Below are 18857 nucleotides of genomic sequence, written 5' to 3' on the forward strand. Positions count from 1 at the left end.
TTTAAACAAAACTCTTAAACACTGTATAACGCAATAATAATTCCAGCCCTAAAAAGCCGAGTGCCAATAGCACCCATAAACGGAAAAGTTCGTTATAATTGGTGTATTTAAATTCTTCTATATCGGTTTTTTCTAATTCGTTGATTTCTTTATAAATCTGTTCTAATCGGGTGTTGTTCGTGGCTCTAAAATATTTTCCACCAGTAGTTTCAGCAATCTCCTTTAAAAGTGTTTCATCAATTTCCACTTGTTGCATCCCGTATTGAAATCCACCATCAGCGCGAATACCAATGGGCGATTGTGCCATTCCATTGGTTCCAAGCCCAATGGTATATACTTTAATACCAAATTCAACTGCCAACTCGCTCGCTATTTTTGGGTCTATAAACCCTGTGTTATTTACCCCGTCTGTCAATAAAATAATCACTTTACTTTTTGCACGGCTCTCCTTCAACCTATTTACCGAAGTTGCCAATCCAGACCCAATAGCCGTTCCACCATCAATAATGGTATTATAGGTTATGGTTTTTAAAGACGTTAGCACTATGCTTTTGTCACTCGTCAAAGGTGTTTTTGTAAAACTTTCTCCAGCATATTCCACAAGTCCAATCCTGTCTGTAATTCTATCTCTTATAAAACGTGCCGCGACATCTTTTAATGCTTCAAGCCTGTTGGGTTTTAAGTCTCGTGCCAACATACTTGCACTCACATCAATGGCCATAACGATGTCAATCCCTTTATTGCTCACTGTTCGCGTGGACTCATCTACGGTTCTTGGTCTCGCCAGAGCAACAATAATTGCCGCTAACGCTAACAATCGTAATAAAAACAATAAGGGTCGAAATTTTGCCAACCAGTTTTTAGGCGTTCTAAAGCCTTGAATACTCGAAATTTTAAGCGTTGCTGTTTGCTGGTTTCGTTTTAAAAAATACCACAACGCCACCAATGGAAGTAGTAAAAACAACCAGAACATCTGCGGATTTACAAATTCGAAATTACTGAGCATTTTTTTGCTGATTTTCGGTTACTTCTAATTCAATGGATTTAATAATTCTTTCCTTGATTTGTGCTACATAGTCATTGTCAAACTCATTAAACATAAGCACCATTTGCATAGCTTGGTCTTGTTTGAACATCAACATTGTATATTCTCTTTTTTCCTCTAGCGTATTGCCATTTGCATCTTGTAAATTAAAATCTCCATACGCTTTCAATCCTTCAATGCCGCTGTCAGTTTTAAAATCTTCTCGCTTCACAACCATATTAATAGCACCATCTGCTTCAATTTTTTGTAATCCAGCTTCAAGGCTTTGATTTAAATCAAGCGGAACACTATCTCTGTATTTAGTGGTATTGAGCATGATAGAAAAAGCATCGCTTTTAGCACCGTATTCAAATTGGCTGGTAGAAAGAACCACGTCTGCATATTCGGCAGGAATTCCTGTTTCTTTTCGTAATAACACCTCTGGCGTTTCAATGATAATTGAAGGAACTCCGTATTCACTTTTTACCCATTCGCCTTCGAGCAATGTTTTTGAAGAATTACCAAAAACGGTGTCTTTTACAGTTCCAAACCCATAAACACTTCCTAAAACTACAGTTGCAATCGCTAAAATGAATATTCCAGCAAGACTTCCCAAGAGTATGCGTTTTTTTAAACGCTTTTTACGGGCTTCTTCCTTGTACATTTCATCTAAAAGCAATTCCTCTTCGGTGGGTTCTGGGATGGCTTCGTGAGTATGATTTATAATTTCTTCTGTAGCTGCTCTGTCTGCTTCGGCTTGACCCACGGCTTGTTGCATTTTAGCAAATTTCACCAAATCGGCACGCTTTAAAATATCGCCCAAGCGTTTTATATCTTCCGCATCAAAATCAAAATCTCCAGCCTCTTTATGCAATTGTAAGCGCTCAATAAGCTCATCTGTGGTGCTTTCTTGCGCGGCATCATCAACTTCCCTATCCAAATATCGTTTGACAATCTCTGTCAATAATGAATAATATTCTTTTGATTTATTCTGAATTAAATAGTCACTTTTGTCCAACTGCTGCAATGCTACGATTGCTTCCTCATAAGGCGGAAGTTGTTTTTCAGCTTCGGCTTTCTTCTTTTTTCTTCGGAAATAGTACCACAATGAACCCGCAAGTAATAACAAAGGCAATAGCCAGTAGACTATTTTCTCCCATTTAAATGGTGGCTTTTCAACCGAAACTACCGGTTTAATGTCAAACATTTTTTGCTTTAACGTATCCACAGCAACATCCCGAACCTCAACATTGATAGAATCTGAAAGATAAAATTTGTTGTTGAAAATTATTTTTTGTGGCGGAATGGTATAGCTTCCCGAATCAAATTGTGTTAATCCATAACGTTTTATGAGTCTAATTTTTGAAGCTTCGTAGGTTGTGTCTGTTTTGTAGGACTCAATCACTTCGAGGGGTGCGAAGGTTTGTTGGTCTGGAAAAACAACAAGGTCTGTGCTATCTGCAAGCACCTCGTATTGTACTTTTAATTCTTCACCTATTTTAATAGAAGTTGTATCGGCTGTAGTTTTAACTTGTGCTATACTGGAAAAAGAGATAATGAATAGCACCAAAAATGCACCGAAGAAATTTCGGAATTTGAGGTTCAATTTAATATTCGTACTCTTTTGTTTCATTTTTCTCAATTAGTGTAATTCTTGGCACATTTCGGCTCTGCCAAAAACTTATCTTCTTTTAAAATAGCCTAATAATTTTTTCACGTAGCTTTCATCTACTCGGCAATCCAATGCACCGGCGCCACTCTTTAAAAATGCTTCTTGAAAATAATCAACACGCTCGCGATAGAACTTTCCGTAGCTTGTTCTTACGGCTTTCGAGCCTGTGTTTACGAGCATTGAAGCACCCGTTTCTTCATCTTGCATTTGCACCATTCCAAGATTTGGAATCTCTTCTTCGCGCCTATCGTATACCCTAATTCCTGTGACGTCGTGCTTGCCGGCAACAATTTTTAATGTGTCTCGATACTCATCTGCAATGAAATCTGACAACACAAAAACGATAGCCTTTTTCTTCATCACATTTGTCAAATATTTTAAGGCCTGTGCGATGTTTGTTTTTTTGCTTTTCCCTTTAAATTCAATCAATTCTCGAATGATACGAAGAACGTGCATCTTCCCTTTTTTTGGCGGAATGAATAATTCGATTTCATCGCTAAAAAGTATTAACCCTATTTTGTCGTTATTCTGCATGGCCGAAAATGCTAAGGTTGCAGCAATTTCAGTAATGATTTCGTTTTTAAATTGTTCGTCTGTCCCAAAGAACTCAGAGCCACTAATATCTGCCATCAACATCATTGTCAACTCTCGTTCTTCTTCAAAAACTTTAATATGTGGCACACTCGAGCGCGCAGTTACATTCCAGTCGATGTTACGAACGTCGTCACCAAATTGATATTGACGCACTTCGCTAAATGTCATTCCGCGACCCTTGAATGTACTATGGTATTCGCCACCAAAAACGTGGTCGCTGAGACGACGCGTCTTGATTTCAATTTTCCGTACTTTTTTTAAGAGTTCTTTAGTTGTGCTCATTTGTCCTCTCCCCAGCCCTCTCAGAGGGAGAGGGTGTTTGCTTTTATTAGAATTACTTGTTGTGCCCCTCAAAAACACCCCCCTTTGGGGGGCAGGGGGGACTATGGTACTTCAATTACATTTACAATCTTATTGATGATGTCTTCGCTCGTAATGTTTTCTGCTTCAGCTTCGTAGGTAACTCCAATTCTGTGACGAAGAATATCGTGCACTACGGCGCGAACGTCTTCAGGAACCACATACCCTCTACGCTTGATAAACGCATAACATTTTGCAGCAATGGCAAGGTTGATACTACCACGAGGTGAAGCTCCCACGCTGATAAGGTCTTTCAATTCTGGAAGTCTATAATTTTCTGGATTACGCGTAGCGAAAATGATATCAAGAATATATTTCTCAATTTTCTCATCCATATACACTTCGCGTGCTGCACTCTGAGCGCGTAAAATTTGGTCCAATGTCACTACTGAGTTTACTTGCTCATAGCTTCCTTTTAAGTTTTGGCGGATGATTAATTGCTCATCCTCAATTTTAGGATATTTTATAACTGTTTTAAGCATAAAACGGTCAACTTGTGCCTCTGGCAATGGGTAAGTTCCTTCTTGCTCAATGGGGTTTTGCGTTGCCATTACTAAAAATGGTCTGTCCAATTTAAAGGTAGTGTCTCCAATGGTCACTTGCTTTTCCTGCATGGCCTCAAGCAAGGCAGACTGTACTTTAGCCGGCGCACGGTTAATCTCATCAGCAAGGACAAAGTTTGCGAAAATGGGTCCTTTTTTGATGCTGAAATCACTCTCTTTCATATTATAAATGAGCGTTCCAACCACATCTGCCGGTAATAAATCTGGCGTAAATTGCACCCGACTAAAACTTCCTTGAACTGCTTTTGAAAGAGTGTTGATTGCGAGAGTTTTTGCAAGTCCCGGTACACCTTCCAATAAAATATGGCCTTGTCCAAGTAATCCTATCAACAGTCGCTCAATCATGTGCTTCTGTCCTACGATTACTTTGTTCATCTCCATAGTGAGGATGTCAACAAAAGCGCTTTCCTTTTCAATTTTTTCATTCAAAGCCCCTATATCCAGAGCAGTCGAAGTGTGTTCCATAGCTATTTATTTTTCAGCAATATACCGTGAATTATAACAACCCGCAAAGTCCTTAAAAATTGCTGTATTCCTAGTTAATTAATGGTTAAAGTATCTTGAAAAGAGACGACGGCGTAATCGAGAAATTACAAGAAAAATTCATCTTTTTTCATATCACTGTGTAAAATTAGAAAATGATAAAAAATCCATCAAGTATTTTAAGAAAATTTTTACAAATTGCTGAACAACAGAAACGGTTCAGTGGCTTGAAATTTCTGAAGAAATCCTTTTTTTAAATCTTTTTAGAGCTTCGGAAATTTTAAGGGTTTTAAAGATTTTGCTAAAACTAAAAGAGCTTCCAACCTATGCTGAAAGCTCCTTTATATTAATTCTTCTTTTTCTTTTACGAATCTTTTAAATCAAGAGACGCATTTTCTGCATTCATTAAGAACGAATTATCTGTTTGAATTTTAGTTTCTGGGCTAGAGTTATTTGAAATTATATCGCTTGCACTCGTAAATAAAAAAACGATTACTGCGATGCTCATCAACAACATTACACTCCTTGTTAAGGAGGCAATCATTCTATTATATGCTTGGTCTTTGGACATAACTTTTAAATTATAACAGCAAATATACTTTGAGAGTCAAGTATATTTATTGAAGTTAACACAGATTAACAGCGTATTTGGGAGACATTTAACTGTTTAAAAAGGTTTAGAATTGGTATTTTTAGAGTATTAAAACCAATGAAAATTTCAGGCTAAAACGAAATAAATAAAACACCTCCGCCTTTGCGGAAATTACAGATGACAAAAAATAAAACAGCACTCATTACAGGCGCGACTTCAGGAATTGGTCTCGCTACTGCAACGTTATTTGCTAAAAACAACATCAATCTTATTCTCTGCGGAAGAAGAACAGAGCGTCTCGAAGCCATTAAAATAGAACTTTCAAAATTTTGTGACGTACACACCTTGGCATTCGACGTGCGAGATAAAATTGCTATTCAAGAAAAACTACAAAGCCTTCCCAAAGCGTTTTCACAGATTGATATTTTAATAAATAATGCTGGGAATGCACATGGATTAGATTCCATTCAAGATGGGAATGTTGAGGATTGGGATGCAATGCTCGATATCAACGTAAAAGGATTATTGTATGTTACAAAGGCGATTTTACCACAAATGATTGAGCGAAAATCGGGGCATATTATCAATATAGGTTCTACTGCTGGTAAAGAAGTCTATCCTAACGGAAATGTGTACTGTGCCAGCAAACACGCCGTAGATGCCATCAATCAAGGAATGCGCATCGACCTCAACGGAAAAGGCATCAAAGTAGCTGCGATAAATCCAGGCATGGTTGAAACCGAATTCAGCGAAGTCCGTTTTAAAGGTGACACCGAAAGAGCAAGTAAGGTCTATCAAAATTTTACACCGCTTCAACCCGAAGACATTGCTGACATCATTTATTTTGCCATTACGAGACCTCCGCACGTTAATATTGCAGATTTGACCGTCATGTGTTTGGACCAAGCGAGCAGTACGATTGTGAATAAAGAGGTGCATTAACCCCCGTAAAGTGAAACACCCTTGTTCTATCTAAAATTCCGATTGACTGACAACCTTTTATTGAATAATTTTTTAATCCCAATAACTTGATTAACAAACGCCTTTTGATTAAAAACCTCCTCGCACATAATGATGAGAGTAGTTTTTATGACAAAAAGAGAAAAATTGATTTGGGAACTAAAGAAGGAAAAGCAAAGTTTTTAAAACATGTTTGCGCACTTAGCAATAGCAATCCAAATAACAACTCATTTATTGTTATCGGTGTTGAAGATTCCACAAACGAAATCCTAGGTGTCGACTTTTTTGATGACAGCAAAATTCAAAACCTTATCAATGCATACCTCTCAAATGCACCGATAATTATGTATGAGAATGTAGCATTTCCTTCACTGCCGGAAAACAAAGTTGTCGGGCTTGTAACGATTAGACCCACTAATAAAATCACATCTCTGAGAAAAAATATCTGGAAATATTGGGGAGGTTCCATTTTTATGAGAGACGGCAGTATTTCAATGCCCAAGGATTTTGATATTGAAATCAAAGATGTCAATAGTGAAATTGTAAAATCCATTGAAAATCAAGCGAAAAATAATATCGAGCACACGCTACATGGAGTGATTGATTTTATTAATAATCGGCATAAAGATTTGCAATCTCACTATAAGGTATTTAAGGAATTGTTCGTGGTTTGCTGGGCGGGAAACACAAAAAACTCCAAAGGAAACACATATTATTCCCGCGTGGATATTGAGTTGATTAACGAACAGGTGAGGTTATTTTATTCGGCTTTGGACGAGGTGAGCATTGCTTTTACCGAAGACGAGTTTATCATTACAGAATATGTTTTGCTAGGCCTCAATAATCAAAATAAATACTATCCGCTGGAAGAAGTGCGCATTCGATTTGAGGAAAATGGGCTGTATCATTTGGACACAAAATTACTTTTTGAACCGCCACGATACAATAAAAAAACCTTGCATCATATTTTTAATGCGAACAACGCATTGGTTGAAAAACTAGAAAAAGGAATTCCGTTGAATTCCAATGAGGAAAAAGACCTTGCTAATTTACCCGCAAAATATTTGATTGCATATTTAAACGATTTTCTTGAGGCAAAGCCGAAATTACTGGCAGCAAAAACCTATTTAAAACCATTTCCCAACATTTATGAATCTTATAAAGAAAGCGTGCGGATACTTCGGAAAATAAAATATAATTCTTAATAAATGAAGATGGAAAGAACATTAGTAATTGGTGATATTCACGGTGGACTCAAAGGGTTACAACAAGTTTTAAAAAGCGCTGAAATTTCAAAAAAAGACATCCTTATTTTTGTGGGTGATTATGTAGATGGTTGGAGCGAAAGTGCTGCAACGATTGATTATTTAATTGAAATTTCAGAAAAGAACAAATGCATTTTTATTCGTGGAAACCATGACTATTTATTGCACAAATATTTAACGAAAGGTGACAAAAACCCAATGTGGGTAAATCATGGTGGAGCTTCGAGTATTGAAAGTTACGCACCTATTTCCGAAGAAAAAAAGCAACGCCATATCGCTTTTTTAGAAAACCTGGTGAACTTTCATATTGACAATGAGAATAATTTATTTGTGCACGCAGGTTTTACAAATCAAAGTGGTGCGCCGTACGAATTTTATCCAAATATGGTATATTGGGACCGCACGCTCTGGGAAATGGTATGTGTGATGGACACTTCCATTTCAAAAAATAATGGCTTGTACCCCAACCGACTTAAAAACTATAAGGAGATTTTTATCGGTCATACGCCTACGACTAAAATTGGAAAATCAACACCTCAAAATTTTGCCAATGTTTGGAATGTGGATACCGGAGCGGCGTTTAAAGGATGTGTTTCAATCCTTGATGTCAACACCAAAGAATACTGGCAAAGCGACCCTTTGTGGCGCTTGTATCCTGATGAAAAAGGGAGAAATTAGTTTGGGTCTAATGCAAGTGTTACTTCTTCTGGAATCACGTGACATTGGTCTTCTGCTACCACAATGTTATTCATGGTTTGAGAAACATATCCCGCTCCAGAGGCTGTGACTGCATACGTTCCAGCTCGTTCGCCGGCACCAATAAATATATTATTTGATTGGGTTAACGTTTCTGAATAATCACCTTCGGTGGCAGTTACTGTTATGCCTTCGGTCAAAATCGCATCTGTTTGGGCATCTTTTATTGTAATATTAAGACCGTAAACAAAAACCTCGGTGCAATTGATATTGATGTTTCCAGCTTCGTCGTCATTATTACAAGAGGAAGTGATTGAAGCAATTATTATACAACTTAATAAGAATATCTTTTTCATGACTTAATAACGTTTTCAGCTAAGATTTAGTGTTTTAAAAAAAGCCCATTCAAACAATAGTTTAAATGGGCTTCCTATTTCTGAAATATTAAAATTTCAGTATAATTAATAAGAAATCAATTTCTTACAAATCAAATTTGATTCCTTGTGCGAGTGGAAGTTCGTCACTATAATTAACAGTATTCGTCTGTCTTCTCATATACACTTTCCAAGCATCAGACCCACTTTCGCGTCCGCCACCAGTTTCTTTTTCACCACCAAAAGCACCGCCAATTTCGGCACCACTCGTCCCTATGTTTACGTTGGCAATTCCACAATCTGATCCAGCAAAAGAAAGGAATTTCTCCGCTTCTTTCATTTCGTTTGTCATAATTGCCGAAGACAATCCTTGTGCAACACCATTCTGCATATCGATGGCATTTTCAACCTCTCCTGTATATTTCATTAAATAAAGGATTGGGGCAAATGTTTCATGCTGTACGATTTCAAAATTGTTTTTAGCTTCAATAATTGCTGGCTTTACGTAGCATCCACTTTCGTATCCTTTTCCGTCTAAAACGCCACCTTCAACAAGTACTTTTCCACCTTCCTTTTTAGCTTTTTCAATCGCACTCAAATACGTGTCAACAGACTCTTTATCAATCAATGGCCCAACGTGATTTTTTTCATCTAATGGATTTCCAATAACGATTTGTTTGTAAGCTCCCACAATGGCATCTCTCACTTTATCATACACACTCTCGTGGATAATCAATCTTCTCGTTGACGTACAACGTTGTCCACATGTTCCAACAGCTCCAAACACCGCACCTGGTACCACCACTTTTAAATCGGCTGTTGGAGTAATAATGATGGCATTGTTTCCACCTAATTCTAGTAATGATTTTCCAAAACGCTCAGCAACCGTTGCTCCTACAATACGTCCCATTCTTGTTGAACCTGTCGCAGAAATCAATGGAATTCTAGCGTCTTTCGTCATCATTTCGCCCACTTTGTAATCCCCATTGATGATTGAGGAAATACCTTCTGGCAAATTATTATCCTTTAAAACTCCAGCAATAATGTTTTGACACGCCACGGCACACATAGGTGCTTTTTCACTTGCTTTCCAAACACAAACATCACCACAAACCCAAGCTAAAGCAGTATTCCAAGCCCAAACAGCCACAGGAAAGTTAAATGCCGAAATAATACCAACAATCCCCAAAGAATGCCATTGCTCACGCATTACGTGACCAGGGCGCTCACTAGGGATTGTCTGTCCATTTAATTGTCTTGATAACCCAACTGCAAAATCACAGATGTCAATCATTTCTTGAACCTCGCCGTATCCTTCTTGCAAAGATTTTCCCATCTCGTAAGAAACTAATTTTCCTAGAGGCTCTTTTAACTCACGTAATTTGTTTCCAAATTGACGTACAATTTCGCCACGTTGCGGTGCAGGCATTGCTCTAAAAGTTACAAATGCTTCTTGAGCTGTTTTAATAACTTTCTCATAATCCTCTTTGGTCGTAGTTGTCACTTTACCAATCAATGCGCCATCTACAGGAGAATATGATGCGATTTCATCACCCCCTTTAAACCATTTATTTCCCGTTGACGTTCCGTGATTTACATCTTTAAGACCTAATTTTTTCAATGCTTCGTCCATGCCGAAGTCTTTTGCTACTGTTGACATATATTATATTTATTTGTCATTTCCGTAAAAACGAAAATCCATTATTTTTCTTTCCTTAAGCGGAAATATTAGTTTGATTAAATGGGTTTGAATCCTTAAAATTTCTGCTGAAATATAAAGGGTTTCAAACCATTGCGCGAAGATACGATTTTGCCGAAGCACAAAAAAGGAAATAATAGATTGCTCGTAGACTTAACAATTGATTTATAAATTGACTTCTTAGAAATGATTAAATACATACTTAAAATCAATTCGCAGTAAATCTTTCATCCACTTCTCTGCATCCCACGAAGGAGCTACGACTGAGAGGAATGCACAACTATTATCAATCATTTGTAAATCTTTCATCTACTTCCATCGTGTGACCACAGTTATCACAAGTTCTCAATTCTTTACTATTGTAAAAATCTTTGAAATGTTTAAAAAAGTCGGTTTCAACGTCGTTCAAAGGGAAATAGACTTCGTGAAGTTTGTTATTGCAACTGTCGCAAAACCATAAAAGTCCATCTTTGCCTTCCAAATCTTGCCTTTTGCGCTCTACAACAAGCCCAATAGAGTTTTCTCCACGTACAGGAGAATGTGGCACTTTTGCTGGGTGAAGGTACATATCGCCAGGGCCCAATTCCATCGTTTCTTTTTTTCCGTCGACTTGCACATGTACTTGTATATTGCCCTCTAATTGGTAGAACAATTCTTCTGTTTCATTGTAGTGATAATCTTTGCGGGCATTGGGTCCGCCTACAATCATTACAATATAATCACCTGCATCTTTATATAAATTTTTGTTACCCACGGGTGGCTTTAAAAGTTCGCGATTTTCTTCTATCCATTGATTGAGGTTAAACGGTTTTCTAATTGCCATAGCGATGTTTTTAATTATTCTACGTAAAAATACAATGATTTTAGGAGTAAGGAAATAGAAGAAAGAGAAAAGAAGAAAGTGAGTTGCTTTTAATGTAGGAATGATACCTTCGGAAATGAAGTGCCTTTAACAAATGACTCCTCATATATCAATTAAAATGATTGTTTACATTTTATATATTTCCGAAACAGAAAAAAATAAAGGTTACAAATTATGATATGAATTCAAAGTCCTTATATAACTGCTCGCCTTAGTTGTTTGTGAGATTCGTGCCTCCGCAATAAAAAAACTCCAAAAAGATCTTTGGGGAAACCTTTTTGGAGTTAAAATACATAAGTAGGTAAGTAAAATTTTATCTTTTGTAGAATAATTGTGTAAAGTAGTATGTACCTCTATCATTAGGAATAATTCCAAAACCAGAATGAGTAAAATCTCCCTCAATCGCTCTTCTGTGCCCGTCGCTATTTAGCCAAGCTGTAACTACTGTTTGCGCATCTGTGTAACCAAAGGCTACATTTTCTCCCACTTTTTCAGCACCCTGCCCTTTAAGAGCTTCTGTTCTATAGTGAAAGTTATCGTGATTAATTTCCTCAAGATCAATCATATATTTTGTATGATCTACTGCGTAAGCAGATGCGTATTGTTGGTCTTTTTTAATAGCCGCTAAGCCAAGTGTTGCTCTGTGCTCGTTTACAAGTACAAGAATTTCTTCTGCCATGGCCCAATCAGTTTCTTGTGCTAGATTAAGATCGATTGCGTAATTTGCTTCTTCAATTGCAGCAGTATCTTCGGTTGAACAAGATGCTACAGAAAATGATAATACGATTGCTAGTAGGGTAGTTTTTAAAAGTCTCATAATTTGGGGGCATCAAATTTGGGGCATGATGTTAAGTCAAATATAGAGAATATTCCTACGTAAACAACACTTAATCTGATTTTAAGTGCTTTTGAACGATAAAATAGTATGTTTTTTTAAATTTGTTCCTACAAAAAATCTTACAAACCTAACAGCTATAAAGGCTAAGAAAGAAATGTTAAAAAAATCACAAAAATAAAAATATTTGTTTTTTTATTGTTTTTAGTCGTGTTTTTTATACCATTAAACTTGATTTTTGACACTAAAATTCCTAAAAGAAAGTCAATTCCTACATAAAGCTCGTATAAAATCGACGAAATACACGCTTAAAATTTAAAAACCCATCTGTGAAAGAAATATTCTAGAAAATTATGCAAGAAATAATTGAAAAACTCAAACAAACTCCATCAACACTTTACCTTACGTATGTGCTTATCTACATTCCTTGGGGGTTTGCAATGGATGCATTTGGGACCTGGGCGGAAATCGCAAAATTTAATCATTGGTGGCAAGTACTCACTTGCTACGGATTATATATGATTCCCATTTCAATACTACTAAGAGGACGCCCCATATTTGAGCAATATGCGTACGGTCTCGTGGCGATGGGCCTGTTGGAATTTGGTGGATATTATTTTGAAACTTCGTATGCATATCCTAATAATATCATTGAGAACACCTTCGGAAGTAGAAATTTTGCACTGGGAATGGCATTGTTTTTTGCTGTTTATTTTCCATTAGGAAATTGGGTTGTGAATAAAATGTATACTCGGTTTTTTTCCAAATAATGTATCTTTAATATTTCTGAAATTTCTGCTATGCACACTAAAAAAAAGTATTCGGCCCTTGAGATGTTATTATGGACTCGCTATGAAACCATATTTTTTCTATTTATTATAGTTGCCTGTGTAGCAGCTTACTACTACTTTGATTTAAGTTGGTTACAAATACCTTGGACGCCTTTAGCACTTATAGGTACCGCAGTAGCCTTTGTTATTGGTTTTCAAAACAATGCAGCGTATGACCGTATTTGGGAAGCGCGTAAAATTTGGGGAGGTATTGTAAACACATCTAGAACTTTTGGAATGTTTGCTCAAGATATGGTTACAAATGAGCATGCCCAAAAACCTATTGAAAATTCTGAAATAAACAAAGAAATAAAAACACTTACGTATAGACACATTGCTTGGATGACTGCGCTTCGTCATGCCATGAGAATGCCCAAGGAATGGGAAACTACCGTAAAGCACAGAACAAATAAAGAATGGAATATTAGACCTCCAGAATTAACATCTACTATTGAGAAGGATATTAAAGAATACATTTCAGAAAGCGACTTTCAATACGTAATGAGCAAAAACAATAAACAAACCGCGCTCCTTTACTTGCAATCTCATCATTTAAGGGAACTTAAAGAAAAAGGGTTGGTTTGGGAATTTTCATTTTTAGAATTAGAAGCCATCTTGCAAGAGTTATTCACCCTTCAAGGTCAAAGCGAACGTATTAAAAACTTCCCGTATCCAAGGCATTATGCAACCTTGAACCACTATTTTATGTGGATATTTATTTTGTTGTTACCGTTGGCTTTGGTACCTCAGTTTGGCGAAATAGGGATGGGTCTCTTAGAAAATTATCCTGTTGTTGGCAAGTATTTTGTTTGGTTTACAATTCCTTTTTATGTAATTGTTGCCTGGGTTTTCCATACTATGGAGCGAATAGGCAGAACAGGAGAAAACCCCTTTGAAGGAACTCCGAATGACGTTCCAATATCTACCATTGCAAGAGGCATTGAAATTGACCTAAGGCAAAACTTGGGAGAGTCTATCGAGGATATTCCTGGGCAGTTTTCAGACAAACACCACACTCAATTCTAAAATAAAATGACTCCTTATTACGCCGTCATCTTCACCTCAATACTTTACACAACTACAAAAGGTTATGAAAAGATGGCACAACAAATGGAGGAACTAGCAAAAAAACAATCTGGCTTTTTAGGAATCTCAAGTGCTCGAAATGACATAGGTATTACAGTCAGCTATTGGAACAACGAACAGGCAATCCTAGATTGGAAAGCAAACGTTGACCATCAATTGGCGCAAAAATTGGGACGAGAAAAATGGTATGCGAGTTATAAAATTGAGATTGCTAGGGTTGAAAGGACCTATGAATTTTCAAAAAAAATAAAAGCTCTATAAAAATTAATATTACCGCAACGAAAATCCCTTACCGGCCCACCACGGTTTAATTTCAATTTCTAATTTTCCTGCTTTTACCATTGGGTCTAGATTGGCTAGACTATCTGCCATCTTCATCGTAGGCACGTTATAAATAGTGATTCCTCTTATTTCGCCATCGTCGCCAAATGGCCCAGAAATATCAGCAAAACCTTTTTCGTACATACTGCTCAAGTGTGCCAAGTGAAGTGTTTGCAGACTATCTGCTTCGGTTTTAGATTGACTTCTGTTTTTGCCACGCTTTAAAAAAGACATAAAATACTGTTGCATAACAATGGTGTCGCCAGTGGCTGCATCCACATATTCAAAAATTTCAAATCCATCTTTTTTCAATTGTGCGATTTTGTTCGCTGCGGAAATTTCCTCCGTTTCAACATGTAACTGTGAATCTGAAATATTCTCCACTTCAGATTTACATGAAATGAAAAGTACCAAAAGAATGATTGTTGGTTTCAAAAAGTTCATATTATTTCCAATTTTTAAATGGGTTGATACTTAATTGCGAATTATAATATTTTACGTCTCCAGTGACTTCTTCGCCCAGCCAATCTGGTTTTTTAAAAGATTCGTTTTCATTGTTTAATTCTATTTCTGCTATGGTCAATCCTTGGTTATTTCCGAAGAACTCATCCACCTCATAAACATGTTCACCAACTTTTACTTCGTAGCGGGTTTTTTCAATAATACCTTCTTCGCACAATGCTAGAAGCGAATCTGCTTCGGCAACAAGGATTTCCTTTTCCCACTCAAAACGTGTTGTGCCCGCTTCATTAGATTTTCCTTTTATGGTTAAAAACCCTTTTGACCCTTTAATTCTTACGCGCACCGTTCGCTCTTTGTGGGTATTCAAAAATCCCTGAACAATTCTTTTTTCTGAAATAGATTCAGCTTTATATTTTTCGTCTTTGACTAAAAACTTTCGTTCAATTTCCTGCATCTTTTTTATGGCTAATGTTCTATTTCTTTGATTTCGTTGAGCTCTTGGTTTTTATGGGCAGCATATTCAAAGCCGCTGTTCCACCAAGTCGTCATTTTTTCTTTATTGAAAATAAGCGAATTTGTAGTCAGGACAGTGGGCGTATAATACAAATTTAAAATCGCATCCTTATTCCCCGCAGCAAATTTGCCAATAGCGATGTTTTGTTTTTCAATACGGTTGATCATAAAATCGTGGAGATTTGACAACAGCCCAAACACATTTTTTGAGGCGAGTCTATTGTAATAGGTCACTTCGGTCTCTAGGACGATAACATCGACTTCAGTCGCTCCTCGGTCAATCGCTTCTTTAATTGGCACGATACTCCCAAAACCGCCATCCGCATATTCGCAACCATTCTTTTTCACCAAACTCATAAACGGAATATAATTACTAGAAATCCAAATCCAGTCACAAAATTCTTCATAACTGCATTCTTTGATTGATTTGTATTCAATAGTGTTCAACGATAAATTAGAAACTGTTATAACAACATCGGTATCGCTGTTTTTGAGCCTGGTAAATTCTTCAAGAGTAAATGTGTTCTCGATTAATTTTCGCAAGTTCTTGCTTTCGCCAAAGGTTTTAGAACCCTTTAAAAAATTAAATAATACTTTAGAGTGGTTAATAGAAATTTGTTCGTCGCCCCATTTATCTCTTTTAATCGTAAATGGACAATTACTGAAAATACTTTGCTGTGTTACCGAGGTATAGACCTCTTTGATTTTTTCAATCTTATTCAAAGCCAAATGAGAAATCAATAAACTCCCCGTGGACGTACCAATAAACAAATCATATTTGTGCCGCAGCTCTTCGATGAGGTATTGTGCCACGCCACCTCCAAAAGCACCTTTGCTCCCTCCACCAGAAATCACTAATGCTCTCATAAAGTTGGTTTCATCTTTTATGCATTACAGTACATTAATTGCTTAATTTCAAAATCTCATCAGATTCTATTTTACTATCTGAATGTCCATTGATAGCCACATTTCGCATTGCTTTTGCAATTGTATCTGGCTCAATCATTTTATACTTTTTAGGAACTAGAAATCCTAAATATTTAAAAGCAATCTGTGCCATTCTTTCGCCCCAGCGTTCCTCTTCTCGTTCGCCGCCAATCAAAGATGGCTTAAAAATGTACGTGTTTTTTATGGCTTGTTGCAGTACATCGCGTTCCATTTCGCCTTTAACTTTATTATAAAAAGTACTGCTTTTTGGGTTGGCTCCCATTGCCGAAATCACCAAAAAAGTATCAATCCCATTCTGTTTTGCCAATGAAGCCGCGGCAACTGGAATTCCGTAGTCAATCTTTTTATAGGTTTCTTTGTCGGGAGTTTTCGCTTTGGTTGTTCCAATACAGCAAAAAACAATATCTGCTTTAAAGACTTCGGACCAGCCTGTCGTGCCTTGGCAGGCAGGAAATTGCTCCATTTCAAATAAGTCGCCAAGATGTTCCTCTAATTTAGGGTGTGTTTTTCCAACACTACTTCTCCCAAAGATTTTAATATTTCCGAAGGTAGCATCGTTTAAAAGGATATCCAGTAAAAACCTCCCGTAAGTCCTGTTGCGCCTAAGATAATTGCTGTTTTATTCATGGATTTTGGTTTGAGAAAGGTTTAACTGCTGTGCGAAGTTTTCGAACGATAAAGATATTAAATTTGCGCTATGGAATTCGACCTCCCATTAAGAAAGATAATTCACGTGGACATGGATGCATTTTATGCCTCGGTGGAGCAACTCGATGACCCAATTTTACGCGGAAAAGCCATCGCGGTGGGAGGAGGAGGCTCTCGTGGCGTAGTAAGTGCCGCGAGTTACGAGGCTCGAAAATTTGGCGTGCGTTCCGCTATGGCAGGCTCTCTTGCTATTAAATTATGCCCACATTTAATATTTGTAAAAACAAGATTTGACCGCTATCGAGAGATTTCAGACAAAGTACGGAAGGTGTTTTATGAGTATTCAGACTTGGTGGAACCCTTGTCGCTCGACGAAGCCTATATTGATGTCACCGAAAACAAAAAAGGGAACCCCAGCGCCACATTGATTGCTCAAGAAATACGGGCAAAGATTTTTGAGCGTACCGGTTTACGTGCTTCCGCGGGGATTTCAATTAATAAGTTTATTGCAAAAGTTGCCAGCGATTTTAACAAACCCAACGGACAAAAAACCGTTCCGCCAGAAGAGGTTTTGAAGTTTCTGGAAGTACTGGATATTAAAAAGTTTTATGGCGTGGGCAAAGTGATGAAAGAGAAAATGTATCGTCACGGTATTTATACGGGCGCAGATTTGAAAACAAAATCGGTAGAATTTCTTGAGGAACATTTTGGCAAAAGCGGCGCATATTATTACAACATTGTAAGAGGCATTCACAATAGCCAAGTCAAGGCAGAACGCACGCGAAAATCGCTTGCCGCAGAGCGTACTTTTAGTGAAAATATTTCTTCGGAAATTTTTATGATTGAAAAATTAGAAAACATTGCTACTGAAGTTGAACGAAGACTCAAAAAAAGTAAAGTAGCAGGAAAGACCGTTACTCTTAAAATTAAATACAGTGACTTTACACTTCAAACCCGAAGTAAAACGTTGTCTTTATATATTGCCTCAAAAGATTTGATTATGGAAACGGTAAAGGAATTATTGTTTCAAGAAGGGATGAAAAATTCTGTTCGGTTATTGGGGATTTCTATGTCCAACCTCAACAACGAAGACAAAACAGAAACCAAAAAAGTAACCGAAAAAGAGATTGATGTGCAGTTAAAGTGGGATTTTTAAAACGAATCCTAGCATAGTTTTAACGCTTACTAATGTATCGTTCGCGGTTAAGAGAAGTATCTACGTTACACTTTAATGCGGTGGTATCTTTGATGTATATCTATCACACATTAAAAATTAAAATTATGAAAAAAGCAACCTTCACATTCGCACTACTTGCCATCGTTTTACTTTCGGCTTGTAAAAATGAAAATACCGAAACAGCACAAATTTCCGAAGCAACTATCAACGACGTTGTTGTTGAAGCTCCTAAAAAATCAGATTTAGAATATCTCTATGTCACTGCAACTAGTGGTTTGTCGTTACGAGAATTTGACAATCTCAATAGTGAAAAACTTGCCGTGATGCCTTACGGAACAAAAGTAAAATTGAAGCTCATCGAGGAAAATGAAACGATGAACGTGGGCGGCATCAAAGGTGGAATGCATCAAGTGGAATACAACAACAAAACAGGCTATGCTTTTAATGGATATCTGTCTGAGTTCTTTCCGCCGGAAAAAAACGCAAAAGCTGAGTTCTATATCGATGATTTAAAAGCAACCCATCCTCGAGCAACTTTTACTGAAACCATGGGAGGTACAGCGAGCAATCCTACAAACACAGAAACTGTTTTGCTGCCAACAAACAAATGGCACGAAGCTTATTATATCGCGCAGAAATTATACGATATTCCATTGGCGTTAGCGTTCCCAAATCCTAAAGGAAGGGATAATCAAACCATTACCAACCCTAAGAAACCAGAGTATCTTTTTAGTAGTGAGTTGAAAATTGAGCGCGAAGCAGACCAATTAAAAGCCGTCACATATCATCAAGCCGGCGAAGGATATGGCAGTAATATTACCATCACTCTAGAAGGCGATATGATGAAAATTGAATGGACAGCTGTTGTGGATTAACTTTGGAAATTTTAAACA

General features: G+C 37.2%; 21 protein-coding genes. 8 read left to right on the top strand and 13 right to left on the bottom strand.

Annotated elements, in window-relative coordinates; genetic code table 11:
- Nucleotide 1: 1 nt before the first annotated feature.
- The 5 genes from ACSHW7_RS02605 to ACSHW7_RS02625 all read right to left on the bottom strand — a co-directional run bounded on the left by ACSHW7_RS02605 (nucleotide 2) and on the right by ACSHW7_RS02625 (nucleotide 5267).
- Nucleotides 2–1006: a VWA domain-containing protein gene (locus tag ACSHW7_RS02605; protein WP_435677757.1), complete on the bottom strand. Its 1005-nt coding sequence runs from the start codon at nucleotides 1004–1006 to the stop codon at nucleotides 2–4.
- Nucleotides 996–2657, bottom strand: a complete 1662-nt coding sequence (locus tag ACSHW7_RS02610) for a BatD family protein (protein WP_435677758.1) — start codon at nucleotides 2655–2657, stop codon at nucleotides 996–998. Before ACSHW7_RS02610 ends, ACSHW7_RS02605 begins: the two co-directional genes overlap by 11 nt.
- Before the next feature lie 48 nt (nucleotides 2658–2705).
- Nucleotides 2706–3572, bottom strand: a complete 867-nt coding sequence (locus ACSHW7_RS02615; protein ID WP_435677759.1) for a DUF58 domain-containing protein — start codon at nucleotides 3570–3572, stop codon at nucleotides 2706–2708.
- 101 nt (nucleotides 3573–3673) lie between these two features.
- Nucleotides 3674–4678: an AAA family ATPase gene (locus ACSHW7_RS02620; RefSeq protein ID WP_435677760.1), complete on the bottom strand. Its 1005-nt coding sequence runs from the start codon at nucleotides 4676–4678 to the stop codon at nucleotides 3674–3676.
- Between the two features lie 382 nt (nucleotides 4679–5060).
- Nucleotides 5061–5267, bottom strand: coding sequence for a hypothetical protein (locus tag ACSHW7_RS02625; protein WP_435677761.1), 207 nt, complete (start codon nucleotides 5265–5267; stop codon nucleotides 5061–5063).
- 198 nt (nucleotides 5268–5465) lie between these two features.
- Here ACSHW7_RS02625 and ACSHW7_RS02630 point away from each other — a divergent pair, with 198 nt between their 5' ends.
- The 3 genes from ACSHW7_RS02630 (at nucleotide 5466) to ACSHW7_RS02640 (ending at nucleotide 8191) form a co-directional block, all read left to right on the top strand.
- Nucleotides 5466–6230 carry an SDR family NAD(P)-dependent oxidoreductase gene (locus tag ACSHW7_RS02630; protein WP_435677762.1) on the top strand — a complete coding sequence of 255 codons (765 nt, stop codon included), beginning with the start codon at nucleotides 5466–5468 and terminating at the stop codon, nucleotides 6228–6230.
- Nucleotides 6231–6316: 86 nt separating this feature from the next.
- A complete protein-coding gene (locus ACSHW7_RS02635; RefSeq protein ID WP_435677763.1) occupies nucleotides 6317–7453 on the top strand; it encodes an ATP-binding protein in 1137 nt (378 codons plus the stop codon).
- A gap of 9 nt (nucleotides 7454–7462) precedes the next feature.
- On the top strand, nucleotides 7463–8191 hold the full coding sequence (locus ACSHW7_RS02640; RefSeq protein ID WP_435677764.1) for a metallophosphoesterase: 729 nt from the start codon (nucleotides 7463–7465) through the stop codon (nucleotides 8189–8191).
- Here the strand turns inward: ACSHW7_RS02640 and ACSHW7_RS02645 are convergent.
- The 4 genes from ACSHW7_RS02645 to ACSHW7_RS02660 form a co-directional block, all read right to left on the bottom strand.
- A complete protein-coding gene (locus tag ACSHW7_RS02645) occupies nucleotides 8188–8565 on the bottom strand; it encodes a carboxypeptidase-like regulatory domain-containing protein (RefSeq protein WP_435677765.1) in 378 nt (125 codons plus the stop codon). The two genes, ACSHW7_RS02640 and ACSHW7_RS02645, sit on opposite strands and share 4 nt — an antisense overlap.
- Nucleotides 8566–8689: 124 nt before the next feature.
- On the bottom strand, nucleotides 8690–10243 hold the full coding sequence (gene amaB / locus ACSHW7_RS02650; protein ID WP_435677766.1) for an L-piperidine-6-carboxylate dehydrogenase: 1554 nt from the start codon (nucleotides 10241–10243) through the stop codon (nucleotides 8690–8692).
- Between the two features lie 325 nt (nucleotides 10244–10568).
- Nucleotides 10569–11105, bottom strand: coding sequence for a 3-hydroxyanthranilate 3,4-dioxygenase (locus tag ACSHW7_RS02655; RefSeq protein WP_435677767.1), 537 nt, complete (start codon nucleotides 11103–11105; stop codon nucleotides 10569–10571).
- Between the two features lie 352 nt (nucleotides 11106–11457).
- On the bottom strand, nucleotides 11458–11961 hold the full coding sequence (locus ACSHW7_RS02660; RefSeq protein ID WP_435677768.1) for a CAP domain-containing protein: 504 nt from the start codon (nucleotides 11959–11961) through the stop codon (nucleotides 11458–11460).
- A 371-nt stretch (nucleotides 11962–12332) separates the two neighbouring features.
- Between ACSHW7_RS02660 and ACSHW7_RS02665 the strand changes: the two genes are divergently transcribed.
- The 3 genes from ACSHW7_RS02665 to ACSHW7_RS02675 are packed head-to-tail and all read left to right on the top strand — an operon-like array spanning nucleotide 12333 to nucleotide 14156.
- Nucleotides 12333–12749: a hypothetical protein gene (locus ACSHW7_RS02665; protein WP_435677769.1), complete on the top strand. Its 417-nt coding sequence runs from the start codon at nucleotides 12333–12335 to the stop codon at nucleotides 12747–12749.
- A gap of 30 nt (nucleotides 12750–12779) precedes the next feature.
- Nucleotides 12780–13835, top strand: coding sequence for a bestrophin family protein (locus tag ACSHW7_RS02670; RefSeq protein WP_435677770.1), 1056 nt, complete (start codon nucleotides 12780–12782; stop codon nucleotides 13833–13835).
- Nucleotides 13836–13841: 6 nt separating this feature from the next.
- Entirely contained in the window at nucleotides 13842–14156 is a 315-nt protein-coding gene (locus ACSHW7_RS02675) for an antibiotic biosynthesis monooxygenase family protein (RefSeq protein WP_435677771.1), read from the top strand.
- A gap of 9 nt (nucleotides 14157–14165) precedes the next feature.
- Here ACSHW7_RS02675 and ACSHW7_RS02680 read toward each other — a convergent pair whose 3' ends face one another.
- From ACSHW7_RS02680 to ACSHW7_RS02695, 4 genes are read right to left on the bottom strand one after another with little or no spacing between them, the layout of a single operon-like run.
- Nucleotides 14166–14660 (bottom strand): YciI family protein, encoded by a 495-nt coding sequence (locus tag ACSHW7_RS02680; RefSeq protein WP_435677772.1) that lies wholly within the window; start codon nucleotides 14658–14660, stop codon nucleotides 14166–14168.
- A 1-nt stretch (nucleotide 14661) separates the two neighbouring features.
- Complete coding sequence (locus tag ACSHW7_RS02685) at nucleotides 14662–15132, bottom strand: CYTH domain-containing protein (RefSeq protein WP_435677773.1); 471 nt, start codon at nucleotides 15130–15132, stop codon at nucleotides 14662–14664.
- Between the two features lie 11 nt (nucleotides 15133–15143).
- Nucleotides 15144–16058, bottom strand: a complete 915-nt coding sequence (locus ACSHW7_RS02690) for a patatin-like phospholipase family protein (protein WP_435677774.1) — start codon at nucleotides 16056–16058, stop codon at nucleotides 15144–15146.
- Between the two features lie 34 nt (nucleotides 16059–16092).
- Nucleotides 16093–16602, bottom strand: a complete 510-nt coding sequence (locus ACSHW7_RS02695) for a nucleoside-diphosphate sugar epimerase (RefSeq protein WP_435677775.1) — start codon at nucleotides 16600–16602, stop codon at nucleotides 16093–16095.
- Nucleotides 16603–16836: 234 nt separating this feature from the next.
- On the opposite strand from ACSHW7_RS02695, the gene dinB reads away from it, so the two are divergent.
- Both dinB and ACSHW7_RS02705 read left to right on the top strand, forming a co-directional pair.
- Entirely contained in the window at nucleotides 16837–17943 is a 1107-nt protein-coding gene (gene dinB / locus ACSHW7_RS02700) for a DNA polymerase IV (RefSeq protein WP_435677776.1), read from the top strand.
- 125 nt (nucleotides 17944–18068) lie between these two features.
- Nucleotides 18069–18839, top strand: a complete 771-nt coding sequence (locus ACSHW7_RS02705) for a hypothetical protein (protein WP_435677777.1) — start codon at nucleotides 18069–18071, stop codon at nucleotides 18837–18839.
- The last annotated feature ends 18 nt before the right edge of the window (nucleotides 18840–18857 follow it).

This window comes from Patiriisocius sp. (assembly GCF_051252435.1).
GTDB lineage: Bacteria > Bacteroidota > Bacteroidia > Flavobacteriales > Flavobacteriaceae > Patiriisocius.

What these genes read in the sequence shown, in the direction of transcription:
- ACSHW7_RS02685 (WP_435677773.1), bottom strand. Translation starts at nt 15,132, where the DNA reads ATGCAGGAAATTGAACGAAAGTTTTTAGTCAAAGACGAAAAATATAAA.
- ACSHW7_RS02610 (WP_435677758.1), bottom strand. Translation starts at nt 2,657, where the DNA reads ATGAAACAAAAGAGTACGAATATTAAATTGAACCTCAAATTCCGAAAT.
- ACSHW7_RS02680 (WP_435677772.1), bottom strand. Translation starts at nt 14,660, where the DNA reads ATGAACTTTTTGAAACCAACAATCATTCTTTTGGTACTTTTCATTTCA.
- ACSHW7_RS02645 (WP_435677765.1), bottom strand. Translation starts at nt 8,565, where the DNA reads ATGAAAAAGATATTCTTATTAAGTTGTATAATAATTGCTTCAATCACT.
- ACSHW7_RS02690 (WP_435677774.1), bottom strand. Translation starts at nt 16,058, where the DNA reads ATGAGAGCATTAGTGATTTCTGGTGGAGGGAGCAAAGGTGCTTTTGGA.
- ACSHW7_RS02705 (WP_435677777.1), top strand. Translation starts at nt 18,069, where the DNA reads ATGAAAAAAGCAACCTTCACATTCGCACTACTTGCCATCGTTTTACTT.
- ACSHW7_RS02640 (WP_435677764.1), top strand. Translation starts at nt 7,463, where the DNA reads ATGGAAAGAACATTAGTAATTGGTGATATTCACGGTGGACTCAAAGGG.
- ACSHW7_RS02605 (WP_435677757.1), bottom strand. Translation starts at nt 1,006, where the DNA reads ATGCTCAGTAATTTCGAATTTGTAAATCCGCAGATGTTCTGGTTGTTT.
- ACSHW7_RS02625 (WP_435677761.1), bottom strand. Translation starts at nt 5,267, where the DNA reads ATGTCCAAAGACCAAGCATATAATAGAATGATTGCCTCCTTAACAAGG.
- ACSHW7_RS02630 (WP_435677762.1), top strand. Translation starts at nt 5,466, where the DNA reads ATGACAAAAAATAAAACAGCACTCATTACAGGCGCGACTTCAGGAATT.
- ACSHW7_RS02660 (WP_435677768.1), bottom strand. Translation starts at nt 11,961, where the DNA reads ATGAGACTTTTAAAAACTACCCTACTAGCAATCGTATTATCATTTTCT.
- ACSHW7_RS02670 (WP_435677770.1), top strand. Translation starts at nt 12,780, where the DNA reads ATGCACACTAAAAAAAAGTATTCGGCCCTTGAGATGTTATTATGGACT.
- ACSHW7_RS02620 (WP_435677760.1), bottom strand. Translation starts at nt 4,678, where the DNA reads ATGGAACACACTTCGACTGCTCTGGATATAGGGGCTTTGAATGAAAAA.
- ACSHW7_RS02615 (WP_435677759.1), bottom strand. Translation starts at nt 3,572, where the DNA reads ATGAGCACAACTAAAGAACTCTTAAAAAAAGTACGGAAAATTGAAATC.
- ACSHW7_RS02655 (WP_435677767.1), bottom strand. Translation starts at nt 11,105, where the DNA reads ATGGCAATTAGAAAACCGTTTAACCTCAATCAATGGATAGAAGAAAAT.
- dinB (WP_435677776.1), top strand. Translation starts at nt 16,837, where the DNA reads ATGGAATTCGACCTCCCATTAAGAAAGATAATTCACGTGGACATGGAT.
- ACSHW7_RS02665 (WP_435677769.1), top strand. Translation starts at nt 12,333, where the DNA reads ATGCAAGAAATAATTGAAAAACTCAAACAAACTCCATCAACACTTTAC.
- ACSHW7_RS02675 (WP_435677771.1), top strand. Translation starts at nt 13,842, where the DNA reads ATGACTCCTTATTACGCCGTCATCTTCACCTCAATACTTTACACAACT.
- amaB (WP_435677766.1), bottom strand. Translation starts at nt 10,243, where the DNA reads ATGTCAACAGTAGCAAAAGACTTCGGCATGGACGAAGCATTGAAAAAA.
- ACSHW7_RS02695 (WP_435677775.1), bottom strand. Translation starts at nt 16,602, where the DNA reads ATGGAGCAATTTCCTGCCTGCCAAGGCACGACAGGCTGGTCCGAAGTC.